Here is a 13365-nt window from a genome sequence, read left to right on the forward strand (position 1 = left end):
GTGACGCGGAGCGTCACAGGCTGCATTCCCACGCAGAGCGTGGGAACGATCAGTGGGCTACTGCCAAGGCTTAGGCTCACCAAACAACTGCCCCTGAACCCCATACAACCCCATCTCGCGAATCACCGACAACTCCCCTTCGGTCTCGACCCGTTCGGCAATCAACGGCAAATCAATGCTATGCGCCGCCCGCTGAATCGCCTCGATGAACAGACGTTTATCGCTCTCCTGGTCAATCGCACGAATGTAACTGCCGTCGATCTTCAGATACGCCAACCCAAGCCGCGCCAGGTTGCCAATCATGCTGAAACGCCCACCAAAGCGTTGCAGGCTCAGCGAGAACCCGAGTTCGCGCAGACGCCGTGTCAGCTGTTCCAGCACCGCCTGCTCGGGCAATTGTTCTTCGCCGATTTCCAGGGTCAATCGTTCCCCGAGATTCGAATACTGACGCAGGATGTCGAACACTTTGTTCAACGCCTGTGGATCCGCCAGTGTCGCCGAAGACAGGTTCAGCGCCAGCGACTCTTCATGCTCGGCCATCTGCTCAAGCACCAGTTCGAGCATCAAACGGTCCAGCCGTGCGGTCCAGCCAAAACGCTCGAGCCAAGGCAAGAAGCGTCCGGCGGGGATGATCTGGCCTTGCTCGTCGAGCAGGCGCGACAGCACTTTGTAATGCAGCACCAAGTGCGTGTCCTGGCTGGCCACCACCGGTTGGAAGTACAGCTCGAAACGTTGCTGATTCAACGCCTGATCCAGCAAGGTGTGCCAGGCATGATGATCGTCGCCAACCCGGGCCGGAGCGCCTTGATCAAGGCACGCCCAACTCGGTTCGCCCTGACTTTCCGCCTGGGCCAGTGCCTGATCGGCCAAACCGATCACCGCTTGCGGCGAGTCGCCATGAGCAAACGGCGCCAGCCCGATCGAGGCCACCGAGGCCACGTCCGTGGCACCCGTCGCATGCAGGCTTGCTAAGGCACTGTCGAGGTTACTCGCCAGTTGCAGCGCTTCTTCGCGCACCAGCCCCGGCGCCAGCACGGCGAATTCACCGCCACGAATCCGCGTGACGAGATTCTGGGTTTCCGGGTACTTGGCGCACTCGCGGGACAACTGCTCGCCGACCGCTTTGAGCAATTCATCAGTACGCTGGCCGCCCAGCCGCTGGTTCAACCCGGCCAGATCTTTCACCCGCAACAGCAACAGATAACCCGAGCTGGCCTGCTCGGCATTGCTCACCCGCGCGTTCAATTGCATTTCAAAATAGCGCCGGTTGGCCAGGCCGGTCAGGTTGTCCTGATAGGATTCGGCCCGCAGCTTTTCACTGCGTTCGGCCTGTTCCTGGAACAACGCCTTGAGCTTCTCGACCATCTGATTCATGGCCTGCACCACGCGGCGCAGTTCCGGGGTGCGCGGCAGTTCTGGCAGGCTGAGAAATTCCCGGCGAGCAATGGCGTGGGATTGCTTGACCATGTAGTCCAGCGGTTTCAATTGCCGACGCAGCAACAGCGCGCCCAGCACCGCACTCACTGCGCCACAGATCAGCAACCAGCCCAGGCTGCCCAACGCGCTCTGCCACAACTTGGCCAACGCGAACATTGGATGGCTGACCACCTCAACCCGCGCGGCCTGCTCCCAGCCTCGGCTGACCAGCGCATCGCCACCGGCCGGTTCCAGGCCGATCAGCCTGACGAACCAGTCCGGCACGTTGGTGACCGCAGGGATGCCGCTGCGCTCGACAATCGTCTTGTCGTTGGCCAGATCGACCACGCGGATGCTCGCGTAATAACCGCTGTCGAAGATCGAACTGACCAACAACTCGACCATCGCCGGGTCGTCGATGTTCGGTGTCAGCGATAGCGCCAACGCCGTCGCGGCGTCCTGGGCGTGGGAACGCAGCTGGTTGACGTACTGAGTGCGTGAGCTCTCCAGACTGACCATGAAGCTGCCGGTGAAGGCGACCACCAGGAACAGACAGATAGCGATCAACAGCTGTTTGAACAAAGACATCTGAGCGCGTGCTCCTAGTTAGTCGTCTCGACCGGGAAACCTTCGGCCTGCATTTTCTTCAACACATCCTGCCAGCGGGACAGACGCTTGGTGTCTCCGACCTTTTTGTTGCCCTTGGCGCCCGGCAACCACAATCCTTCGGCATTGAAAGAGTAGACCGGGAGCAAATCGGTTCGCTGGTTGGCAGGCTTGATCGCGTCGACCAGACTGTCGAGTACCAAAGGCATGGCCTCGGGGCTCGAGTAGTAGGTCAGGACCATGTGCGCCCGGTTCAGGCGCAAAGCCTTGACGTAGGTGATGCGCAGCTTGTCACTGGAAACTCCGAGATGGCGCAGGCTGAAATACTTGGCGATAGCGTAGTCTTCGCAGTCGCCGGCACCTTTCCATAAGGCTTCGATCGGCGTTTCCCAATAATCGACCTCGTGCCACAGATCGATGTCTTCTTCATAACGCATCTGCTTGTTGAAGAACCGGTTGACCACGTTGAGCTGTTCCATCTCATCGACCTGCTTCTGCGTGGCCAGTAACTGCTGCCACGCATCGATGCGCTGCCGCCCTTCCCCCAAAGGCCCGTACAACGCCTGCGCGCGACGGCTGATCAGCGAAAAATCCCAATCGGCATGCAGCCCGCCCAGCATGGCGCCGGCCAGCAGCAGTGCGCAGCCTAGCCAGCGCAAAGTCCGAGGGATCGCGAAACGTACCGCCAATGCGAGGCATCCAGATAGGGCAGATGGAATTCCGCTTGATGGTGAAGGTTAGCCTGCTAAAAGACAATGGCACGGTGAGATCACTGTCGGCACGCTAGACTTTAAGGTAATGCAATCCTTTGCCCGTTTGACAACCCGTCAGGCAGTCACTAGTGTCCATTTGGATCCAGATTTCTTCAGCCAATCAGGGTGCGTTTGTTGTGACACAGAAGCCCAACCCTCTCAGTAGTATCAAGGTCAACGGGCCGATTCCCGCTCACCTGGCACGCTCGGTGATCGAAGAAACCCTGCGCGCGGCCATTCTCGACGGTCGCATTCCTTGCGGCACGGCCCTGCGTCAGCAAGACCTCGCCGATCTGTTCGGCGTCAGCCGCATGCCGGTGCGCGAAGCCTTGCGCCAGCTTGAAGCACAATCTCTGCTCAATGTGGTCGCCCATAAAGGCGCGGTGGTCGCACCGCTGGTTCAAGGCGATGCGGCCGAAACTTATGAGCTGCGGATCCTGCTGGAATCCGAAGCCCTGCGCCGGTCGATCCCCCTGCTTGAAGACGCCGATTTCAAACAGGCTGCCCGCTATATCGACGAGTTGGAAACGGAACACGACTACACCGAGATCGGCCGACTCAATCGCTTGTTCCACATGGCGCTTTACAGCAAGGCCCCCAACCAGCGGTTACTGAGACTGGTCGAAGACGGGTTGAACGAAGAGGAACGCTTCTTGCGCTTCAACCTGGAAGCCATGGGCCTGGGCAAACTGTCCCAGGAAGATCACCGAGCGTTGTTGCGAGCCGCCGAAGAGCGGGACGTCGAGCACTCGGCGATGCTGCTCGAAAACCACCTCAACCGGGGTGTCGAAGTCATCACGCGCTACCTCGCAAGCCCTGAGGCGCAGCGCAGGAAAACCTCGAAGTAAACCGCGGCGACAACCCCGAGCGAGCCCATTGAACGGCTCGCTTTCGTTTGCCGCGATTTCTAGCCGATCCGCACCGGGACTGCGCGACGAACAGATCTGCTTACAAATCCCCCTTTTGTTCACACCGCACCGGTGTGCAACGACTTCATGCCCACTCCCCAAAGCCCCTGCCACCCCCGAGCCCGATAATTGCTCCTATCAGATCATGCAGGGGAGATAGCGACTGCCGTGAATTACGCTCACTCTTGAGCTGCCAACGAATAATGACGGGCGACGCACCGCATCCGCGGAGCAGTCCCCCGCACCAAGAACCTACGGAAGGAGTCTTGCCACGGGAAAGGAAGAAACCGGCGTCGCTCCCAGCCAACTTCCACCCCCTCAAATCACGTCAGCGATCCAAGTAAAAAGTTGCTTTGAGTGAGGCATTCACTCTTTATTTGAATTTTGGCTTATATACGCCGAAAGGAGCAACTACGCCAAAATAAAACTTTATATAAAAGTTTTATTGGAACTTGTCGCACTCTAGAAAGTTAAACTTTAAATTAATAAAAAAATGACTTGCCCGACACTTTACCCATGTATTAGTTTTTCTCCGCCGCCCATAAACACTGGCGACCAGGCACAACCTAGCGACTTATAAACACCTGACAAACATCAATTCAATTGAGGCATCCGTTCGCCAATATAAAACTTCAGGCAACCATCATTTATTGATCAACACCACCCTCAACGGTATTCCAGATCACTTATAGGCTCGCCCATGAAACCGACTAAAGACCGTCTTAATCAGAAGAAAGCAGAACTTAGTGCGCACCCGATCTTTTCTGAAATACATTCGTTATCGGTGCTTCAACGCTTCATGGAAACCCATGTGTTTGCAGTGTGGGACTTCATGTCGCTGACCAAGCGCCTGCAACAGGAATTGACCTGCGTTCAACTGCCCTGGCTGCCGCCGCGAGATCCTCAGGCCGCGCGGTTGATCAACGAGATCGTGCTCGGTGAAGAGTCCGACGATCGCCTCGTCCAAGGTCACTACAGCCATTTCGAGTTGTACCTGGATGCGATGCGAGAAGTCGGTGCAAGCACGGTCGCCGTCGAACGCTTCGTGGCGCTGCAAAAAGAAGGTGTGAGCTACGACGTCGCCTTACAAAGCGTGGACGTCGACCCGGCGGCGGCGCAGTTCGTACGCCACACCTTGCACACCGCGTTGCATGCGCCGGGGCACAGTGTGGCAGCAGCGTTTCTGCACGGGCGCGAGAGTGTCATCCCGCAGATGTTTCAGCGGATTCTCGACGACTGGGGCATTGGCATCGAACAGGCGCCGACCTTTCGCTACTACCTTGAGCGGCACATCGAAGTCGACTCCGAAGACCATGGCCCGGCTGCGGAAAAACTCCTCGCACGCCTGGTCGATGGCGATCCACTGCGCGAAGCAGACGTCTACGCCAGCGCCATTGCCGCCGTGGAAAGTCGCATCGCCCTGTGGGACGGCTTGCGCCTGAGCATGAACGATCCGGTGGCGGAGGTGCACGCATGAACGCCGCCGACTACCAATCTTTCGCCGACGCCTGGGAGAGCCGCGCGACCATTCGCACCCGCCCCCGGCGCGTGCTGGAGAACGACGAAAAACTGATCTATCCGCTGAGCCGCCAGCCGTTGGTGCTGAGTGAAACCTTCCTGCGCGAATGCCCGGAGCAACGGGACTTCGCCCTGGTACAGACGCTCTACAAGTTCATCAACGACGTGGTGATTTTCGAAACCGAGATCGTCGACAAAACCGCCCGCAGCATCGCCAAAAACCGCTTCAGCGTAGCGTTCCCGTTCGCCTGTCGCTACGACGCCATGACCGTGGTGGTGGACGAGGATTATCACGCCTTGGTGGCCATGGACTTCATGCAGCAGACCGTCGCCATGACCGGCATCGCGCCGATCGAGCTACCGGATGAAATCGAACTGAGCCGTGCCATCCCGGCAGCCGTGGCGCTCGCACCGGAGCATTTGCGCGCCGCCGTGGAGCTGATCTGCGTGGCCATCGCCGAGAACACCGTGACCGGTGATGTGGCGGCATTCGCCAAGGACGACACGGTCAAGCAGTCGATCAAAGGCCTGATGGCCGACCACTTGCTCGATGAGGGCCGTCACTCCGGGTTCTGGGCACGGCTGGTGCGCATCTACTGGCACACCGCAAATGAGGACGATCGCCAATGCATCGCGCAAATCTTGCCGGTGTTTATCGGCCATTACCTGACCAATGACATCCAGAAGTCCTTCGACTTCCGCTTGATCGACGCCTTGCAGATCAGCGATGTCGCACGTCGGGCACTCAAGAGCGAGGTGTCGGGGCTGGCCTTCCCGATCAATCGCCATCACCCGCTGGTCGCCAACATCGTGCGGTTTTTCCGCAGCAGTTCGCTGCTCGATTCACCGTGCGTGCAAAGCGCCCTGAGCGACTACCTGGTTTAACGAGGAGAACATCATGAGACGTCTCGATATTTTGCTCATCGGGCAAAGCCAGGCCCTGACCGAACTGGCGCTGGAGCTCGAACAACACGGTCATTCACTGGCGCGGCTTGCGAATCTGCAGGAGCCACCGCTGTATACGTTTGACTTGCTGATCGATGATGCGAGCCTGCCGTTTCAGGAGTTCGGCGAAGCTCCGCGCCTGATGCTGCAACTGGGTGTCGGACTGCCGGGCGCCTACGGCCTGCCATCACTGGACCTGCTGTGCACGTACAACACGACGCAACTGACTCGCGTGCCGGTCGCCGAAGAGGTGTCCGGCAATGGCCAGGCATTGCGTCTGCGAGCAGTGGCCGAGCTGGTCGATCATGTGGCACTGCTGGTCAGCCGCTTCTCCCGCGATGCCGACTATTTCCTGCAGGCTGAGCCAATGGCTGCCGCGCACTTTGAGCAGGTGGAAAATCTGCTGTTTCTAGAGCGCCTGGCCTTCGTCCATCAGCTCAACACCACGGCTGAACCCTGGCTACTGCAACTCGCCCAGATCCCGATGATCGAGCGGCTTGAACAGCGCTTCATCCAGTCTGCCGAGCGCGCGGCGCTGAACATCGCCAACACATCGCTGAGCTATCGGCAACTACACGCCCACAGCCGCGCCATCCAACAGCGTTTGCAGCCGTTGCTCGATCAGCATCAAGGACTGTTGGTGGTCGGCATCTGCCTGCCAAAATGCAGCGCGCTGTATGCGGGGATTCTGGCGATCCTGGGCAGCGGCGCGGTGTACCTGCCGCTGGAGCCAAGCCATCCGCTGCAACGTCAGCAGTACATTCTGGAAAACGCCGGGGCAGTGTTGTTGCTGCATGACGGCGAACACCCGCTCAGCGAGACGATACCGGGGCTGGACATCGGCCGCATCGACATCGGCGATGTGAACCTCGATCGACCCTTGATGCGCCAACGCCCCGATCTCGACGCACCGTGCATGGCGCTCTATACCTCAGGCACTACGGGTCACCCCAAAGGCGTGTTGCTCAGCCAGGCCAACCTCGCGCACTTCACCGCGTGGTACGCCGACTATGTGCAGCTGACCGAGCAGAGCCGGGTGTTGCAGTTTTCCTCGTTGAGTTTCGACTCGTCGCTGATCGATATTTTCCCGACGTTGCTCCAGGGCGCCGAGCTGATCGTGCCCAACGAGGACCAACGTCGCGACCCGCTGCAACTGGTCGAGCTGATCCGTCACCAACAACTCAGCCACGCCTTTCTGCCGCCGGCGTTGTTAAGCATCCTGCCGCTGGATCAGTTGCAGGTCCTTGATCATGTGATGACCGGTGGCGATGTTTGCGAACCCTACGTGATCGAGCAACTGACCCGCCAAGGCAATCTCTACAACCTCTACGGCCCGACCGAAGCCACGGTGCTGATCACCGCGCGGCAACTGCGCACCGGCGACAGCAACCGGACACTCGGCGCACCGATTGCCAACAGCCTGGTGCTGATCCTCGATGAGGACTTGCAACCGGTGACCGAGCAAACCGTCGGTGAGCTGTACATCGTCGGTCCAGGGGTGTGCCTGGGTTACCTGAACAATCCGCAGCAGACTGCCGAACGCTATCTGAACCTGAGCCTGCCGAACGGCCAAAGCCTGCGCGCCTACCGCTCCGGCGACATGGCCAAGTGGACCCGCGACGGTATCGAACTCTGTGGACGGCGAGACAATCAGGTGAAGATTCGCGGCTTTCGGGTCGAGCCGGAAGAGATCGAACGCTGCCTGCGCGACAGTCAGCTGTACCGTCAGGTGGCAGTGGTCATCGACCGTCATCGACGGATTCTGGCCTTTCTCGCACAACCTCAGGAAGACCAAACCGGCGTCGCTCGCGAGGCATTGAAAGCCCACGCGATGCAGTTTCTCCCGGATTACATGCAGCCGACGGCCTGGACAGAACTGGACAGCATGCCGTTCGCCAGCAACGGCAAGGTCGACCGCAAAGCACTGCTGGAACTGCCCGTCAATGTGAGCGAAAACAACCAGCGGCGTTTGCCCGCCAGCGCCGACGAAGCGCTGTTGCTGGAGATCTGGGCCGAGTTGCTGGAGCTACCCACCAGTGATATCTCCACCGATGAAAGTTTCTTTAACCTCGGCGGGCACTCGATCCTGCTGTCGCGCATGCTCCTGCGTTTGCGTGAGGAGTTCGGCCGCAGCATCTCTATCAACCGCTTCATCGAACTGCCGACAATTGCGAAGCTGGCGACCTTGGTTCGCGGCTCCGGGACCGAGGAAGTGCTAAGTGAAAAAGCCCTGGCCGATGCCTTCCGCGAACTGGATATCGAGCCGTTGCCGGTCAGCCGAATGGGCGATGTGCATAAGGTGATCGTCACCGGCGCCAACAGCTTTGTCGGCGTTCATATCGTCGAAGCGCTGCTGGCCTGGGGCGCTACCGAAGTGGCGTGCCTGGTACGTGATGGTGGCGGACAATCGGCGGCGCAACGCTTTGCTCAGGCGTTGCGGGAAAACCGTCTGGAGCATCTGGATCTGAGCCGGGTGCGGGTTTACGCGGCGGACATCACTCGCCCGCAACTGGGGCTCAGCGAAGACGTTTACCAACAACTGGACTGCGAGTTCGGCGCGCTGGTGCACAACGCCGCCAACGTCAATCACGTCCTCGATTACGAGTCGTTGGCGCAGGATAACGTCGAGCCGATTTTCGAGTGCCTGCGCCTGTGTGAAGGGCGCAGCAAGAAAATCTTCAACTTCGTCTCGACGCTCTCGGCTTCGAGCACGATCTCCGACGATGGCCGGGTTCTGGAGTTGCCCGCAGCGCAGACACCGCCGATCTACATCAAGAACGGCTACAACCTGTCCAAATGGGTCGCCGAGCGGATCCTCGAGCGGGCGCGGGAGCGTGGGGTACGGGTCAATCTTTATCGTCCCGGCAACATCAGTTTCAACAGCCTCACTGGCGTCTGTCAGCCCCACAAGAATCGCTTGATGCTAATGCTCAAGGGCTCGATTCAGCTGGGGCAGGTACCGGAGTTCGCGCTGAATTTCGACCTGATGCCGGTGGATTTCCTCGCCCGTTTCATCGCCTTCCATGCCAGCCGTTACCAGGCCGAAAAAGCCGTATTCAACCTGCACAACCCCGAACCCCTGAGCTGGGACACCTACGTAGCGTCATTTCGCGAAGCCGGCCGGGAGTTCGCCATGGTCAGCGTCGCCGACTGGCAGCAGCAACTGGGCCGAGTCGACAGTGATAACGCGCTGTTTGGCGTGCTGGGTTTCTACCTCAACGGCTTCGAAGAAGACATCGGCGACATCTCGATGATCGGCCACGACAACGCCCAGGCCGGCGTACGGCAGATGGGCGCGCACTACCCGGAAAAATCCCCGGCGCTGCTGCGGCGCGGCTGCGACTACCTCAAAGAAATCAACTTCATCTGATTCACCCTAACCCTGCACGGAGCAAAACCATGAATACTCTGCAACCCGATACCCTGATCAAAAATCCTCAAGGCTGCCACGTCATTTCTTCGGTGGAAGTACCGGCCGATGCGGCGCACGTCTGGGCGGTAGTCGGTAACTTTGCCGGCTTCGATCAATTCATTCCGGCGCTGTCGCACATCGAGATGACGGGCGAAGGCGTGTCGTCGCTGCGCAAGAAGTTCTTTAAGGACGGTAACCTGGTGGTCGAACAACTTAACTCCCGGGACGACCAGGCGCTGAACATGACCTGGACCACGATCTACAACACCTTGGGCGTGGCCAATTTGTGGGCGGCGATGAGTGTTGAATCCTTGGGAGTGAACAAGTCGCGGGCGACATGGACCATCATCGCCGAACCGGCCCAAGGTGGTGCCGAGGCACTGCCGGGGTTCAAGGATTTCGTTCAGGGGTTTGCCGATGATGCGATGGGGAATGTGTTGAAGTTGTTTGTGTAAGGCTTCGGTGCGGCGGTGACTGATGCACCGCTTTCGCGAGCAAGCCCGCTTCCACAAATGACCGCGTTCTCTCAGGGAAAATGCGGCCGAATGTGGGAGCGGGCTTGCTCGCGAAGAACGATAACGCGGTCCAACTAACCAGAAATCAGATCTTGAAACTATCAACCAACTGCTTCAACCGATTGGCCTGCTGAGACAACGCGTCACAATCCTTCAATGTTTCATTGAGGTTGGCCACGCTCTGCTGGTTCAACAGGTTGATCTGGTTGACGTCGACGTTGAGGGTTTCCACCACCGCCGTCTGTTCTTCAGTCGCCGCGGCCACCGATTGGTTCATACCGTCGATTTCGCCGATACGCTGGGTCACGCTGACCAGGCGCAGGCCGGCCTGATTCGCCACTTCGACACTCTGCTCGCTGGAGACCTGACTGGCGTTCATGGTGGTCACTGCTTCGCGAGAGCCGATCTGCAGCGAGCTGATCATCTTGTGGATCTCTTCCGCCGATTCCTGGGTGCGATGAGCCAGGTTACGCACCTCATCCGCCACCACCGCAAAACCACGACCGGCCTCACCGGCGCGGGCCGCTTCGATGGCCGCGTTGAGCGCCAGCAAATTGGTCTGCTGGGAGATGCCTTTGATCACATCGAGAATGTGCCCGATGTTGTCGGTGCTCGCGTTCAGGGTTTCGATCTGCGTGCAGGACAGGCTGATTTTCTGCGACAGCTCGGTCATGGCCAGGATGGTTTTTTCCACCACCTGACGACCGTCATCGGCCTGCTCGCTCGCGCCGCTGGCGTGTTGCGAAGCATCGGCGGCATTGCGGGCGATTTCCTGGGTGGCGGCGCCCAATTGGTTGATCGCCGCGGCCACACTGTTGGTGCGGGCGCTTTGTTCGTCAGAGCCGATGATCGAAGCGTTGGACGATGCCATTACCCGTTGCGACAGGTCATGAACCTGACGGGTCGCCGAGGACACTTCGCAAATCGACGCGTGAATCCGCTCCACGAACTGGTTGAAAGAACCGCCCAACTCGCCGAACTCGTCCTTGCTCTCTACCACTAGACGACGGGTCAGATCGCCCTCGCCCTGAGCGATGTCCTGCATCGCACGGCCCATCGTGGTCAGCGGACGCATCAATACGCCAATCAGCAGACTCAACAGCACCGCAATGGCGGTCACGGCTATGAACATCGCGATCAGAGCCGAGGTGCGGAACTGGCTCAGTGGTGCGTAGGCCTTGGCCTTGTCGATCGACAGACCGACGTACCACTCGGCATTCGGCAAACCACTCACCGGCGTGAACGAGAGGATGCGGTCCTGCTTGTTCAGTTCGACTTCCTGATTGCCTTTCTCGATGCGGACACTGGAGCCCGGATAGATGTCTTTCAGGTTTTTCATTACCTGATCTTTGTCCGGGCTGACGATCACCTGACCATCGGCGCTGACCAGAAACGCATGACCGATGCCACCGAAGTCCACCGAGTTGATGATCTTCACCAGGGTTTCCAGACTCAGGTCGCCACCGACCACGCCCAGCAACTCGCCGTTCTTTTTCACCGGCATAGCGATGGTCACCACCAGCCCGCCGACCGCTGCCATGTAAGGCGGGGTCAGCATGGTCTTGTCGGCGACCACGGCTTGTTTGTACCAAGGGCGCTGACGCGGATCGTAACCGTCCGGCATCTTCGCATCAGGGCGCTGGGTGAACACGCCATTGGCTTGTCCGACGTAGGTGAACTGGAAGTTCGAGGTGAGGGCGGGTTGATCGACCAGTCCCGGCAGATCGACTTTGGCGCCTTGATGAGCGACGTTCTGCGCGAGGTTTTCCAATACCAGCACGCGGCCGCTCATCCAGTTCTGTACGCTGCTGGCGGTCAGATCTCCGGCTTGCTCGACAGAGGATTCAATGTTTTGCCGGATGGTGTTTCGCTGCAGATAGTCGTTGTACAAAGTGAACAACGCAAAAGCCAGCACCACGACGCCTGAAGCGGCCAGCAGGATTTTATGGCTGAACTTGAGATTCATTTCAGGGGACTTCTTATGCAAAAAAGTGGGGATGCGTTCCGGGTTGCAACATTCCATGTAACAGCGCAGACGGCATTCTGAAGCCGCTCTACTTTGGTGCACGCATGTCTCACCAGTCTTTCGGCACAAGGGGGAGAAAACTTAGGGATTTGTACGAAAGTAGTCAGTTACCCGCCGAACGGCGTACTAGAGCATCCACACAGCAGCGTTTAGTGAGGGGTTGCATTGAACGGCAGTTGCTCTCGAGACCGAAACCCTGAGCGCCGAGGCACAGGCATTGGTGCTCGAATTGCTGGCTCGAAGGAGTAACAAGGCACGCAAGGTCTGGGTCTGACTCCCTCTTCGGGATTGAAACTTCTATAAGCCCAGAAAGACAAAACCCCTGTCTGCATAAGCAGACAGGGGTTTCGGAATTCAATCTTGACGATGACCTACTCTCACATGGGGAAACCCCACACTACCATCGGCGATGCATCGTTTCACTGCTGAGTTCGGGATGGGATCAGGTGGTTCCAATGCTCTATGGTCGTCAAGAAATTCTGTGACCGGCCCGTTACAGCAATAACGCGCCAGTAAAATCGGTGACTTCTACTAAAACAAAACCCCTACCTGCAGATGCAGATAGGGGTTTCGGAATTTAATCTTGACGATGACCTACTCTCACATGGGGAAACCCCACACTACCATCGGCGATGCATCGTTTCACTGCTGAGTTCGGGATGGGATCAGGTGGTTCCAATGCTCTATGGTCGTCAAGAAATTCGGGTACCGAACCGTCTTTCGACGCTTCAGCAAATTGGGTATGCGATAGTTTGTGTGTTTGCTTCTCGAACTTTCGGTTCATTGCGTCTTCACACACCGCAATCTGGTGCCCTTTCGCTTTTCAGCTCGAAGCCTACAAATTGCTTGGGTGTTATATGGTCAAGCCTCACGGGCAATTAGTATTGGTTAGCTCAACGCCTCACAGCGCTTACACACCCAACCTATCAACGTCGTAGTCTTCGACGGCCCTTCAGGGGACTCAAGGTCCCAGTGAGATCTCATCTTGAGGCTAGTTTCCCGCTTAGATGCTTTCAGCGGTTATCTATTCCGAACATAGCTACCCGGCAATGCCACTGGCGTGACAACCGGAACACCAGAGGTTCGTCCACTCCGGTCCTCTCGTACTAGGAGCAGCCCCTCTCAAATCTCAAACGTCCACGGCAGATAGGGACCGAACTGTCTCACGACGTTCTAAACCCAGCTCGCGTACCACTTTAAATGGCGAACAGCCATACCCTTGGGACCGGCTTCAGCCCCAGGATGTGATGAGCCGACATCGAGGTGC

8 protein-coding genes and 3 rRNA genes (1 of these 11 cut by a window edge) are annotated in these 13365 nt (G+C 58.4%); 5 read left to right on the forward strand and 6 right to left on the reverse strand.

What is annotated here, in order from left to right:
• Positions 1-57: 57 nt before the first annotated feature.
• Together lapD and lapG are read right to left on the reverse strand one after the other, a co-directional pair.
• Positions 58-2004 (reverse strand): cyclic di-GMP receptor LapD, encoded by a 1947-nt coding sequence (lapD, locus tag ACZ9BB_RS23260; RefSeq protein ID WP_476216569.1) that lies wholly within the window; start codon positions 2002-2004, stop codon positions 58-60.
• Positions 2005-2018: 14 nt separating this feature from the next.
• A complete protein-coding gene (lapG, locus tag ACZ9BB_RS23265; RefSeq protein ID WP_476216571.1) occupies positions 2019-2711 on the reverse strand; it encodes a cysteine protease LapG in 693 nt (230 codons plus the stop codon).
• Positions 2712-2911: 200 nt separating this feature from the next.
• Between lapG and ACZ9BB_RS23270 the strand changes: the two genes are divergently transcribed.
• The 5 genes from ACZ9BB_RS23270 to ACZ9BB_RS23290 all read left to right on the forward strand — a co-directional run bounded on the left by ACZ9BB_RS23270 (position 2912) and on the right by ACZ9BB_RS23290 (position 10012).
• The gene (locus ACZ9BB_RS23270; protein ID WP_476216573.1) at positions 2912-3622 is read left to right on the forward strand and encodes a GntR family transcriptional regulator; all 711 of its coding nucleotides are present in this window, start codon (positions 2912-2914) and stop codon (positions 3620-3622) included.
• A 760-nt stretch (positions 3623-4382) separates the two neighbouring features.
• A complete protein-coding gene (locus tag ACZ9BB_RS23275; RefSeq protein ID WP_476216575.1) occupies positions 4383-5159 on the forward strand; it encodes a DUF3050 domain-containing protein in 777 nt (258 codons plus the stop codon).
• The gene (locus tag ACZ9BB_RS23280; protein ID WP_476216577.1) at positions 5156-6085 is read left to right on the forward strand and encodes a diiron oxygenase; all 930 of its coding nucleotides are present in this window, start codon (positions 5156-5158) and stop codon (positions 6083-6085) included. The genes ACZ9BB_RS23275 and ACZ9BB_RS23280 overlap by 4 nt, the downstream gene beginning before the upstream one ends.
• Before the next feature lie 13 nt (positions 6086-6098).
• Positions 6099-9515, forward strand: a complete 3417-nt coding sequence (locus ACZ9BB_RS23285) for an amino acid adenylation domain-containing protein (protein ID WP_476216579.1) — start codon at positions 6099-6101, stop codon at positions 9513-9515.
• Between the two features lie 29 nt (positions 9516-9544).
• Complete coding sequence (locus ACZ9BB_RS23290; protein WP_476216581.1) at positions 9545-10012, forward strand: SRPBCC family protein; 468 nt, start codon at positions 9545-9547, stop codon at positions 10010-10012.
• 145 nt (positions 10013-10157) lie between these two features.
• Here the strand turns inward: ACZ9BB_RS23290 and ACZ9BB_RS23295 are convergent, their stop codons facing one another.
• The 4 genes from ACZ9BB_RS23295 to ACZ9BB_RS23310 form a co-directional block, all read right to left on the reverse strand.
• Positions 10158-12038, reverse strand: coding sequence for a methyl-accepting chemotaxis protein (locus ACZ9BB_RS23295; RefSeq protein WP_476216583.1), 1881 nt, complete (start codon positions 12036-12038; stop codon positions 10158-10160).
• A gap of 418 nt (positions 12039-12456) precedes the next feature.
• Positions 12457-12572 (reverse strand): 5S ribosomal RNA (gene rrf, locus ACZ9BB_RS23300).
• A gap of 107 nt (positions 12573-12679) precedes the next feature.
• Positions 12680-12795, reverse strand: a 5S ribosomal RNA gene (rrf, locus tag ACZ9BB_RS23305).
• A 160-nt stretch (positions 12796-12955) separates the two neighbouring features.
• Positions 12956-13365: ribosomal RNA gene (locus ACZ9BB_RS23310) — 23S ribosomal RNA — on the reverse strand (it continues 2482 nt past the right edge of the window).

The organism is Pseudomonas sp. TE3552 (assembly GCF_056278945.1).

Excerpts from the sequence above, each read along its gene's own strand:
- lapD (WP_476216569.1), bottom strand. The coding sequence starts at position 2,004 with ATGTCTTTGTTCAAACAGCTGTTGATCGCTATCTGTCTGTTCCTGGTG.
- ACZ9BB_RS23275 (WP_476216575.1), top strand. The coding sequence starts at position 4,383 with ATGAAACCGACTAAAGACCGTCTTAATCAGAAGAAAGCAGAACTTAGT.
- ACZ9BB_RS23280 (WP_476216577.1), top strand. The coding sequence starts at position 5,156 with ATGAACGCCGCCGACTACCAATCTTTCGCCGACGCCTGGGAGAGCCGC.
- ACZ9BB_RS23285 (WP_476216579.1), top strand. The coding sequence starts at position 6,099 with ATGAGACGTCTCGATATTTTGCTCATCGGGCAAAGCCAGGCCCTGACC.
- ACZ9BB_RS23290 (WP_476216581.1), top strand. The coding sequence starts at position 9,545 with ATGAATACTCTGCAACCCGATACCCTGATCAAAAATCCTCAAGGCTGC.
- ACZ9BB_RS23295 (WP_476216583.1), bottom strand. The coding sequence starts at position 12,038 with ATGAATCTCAAGTTCAGCCATAAAATCCTGCTGGCCGCTTCAGGCGTC.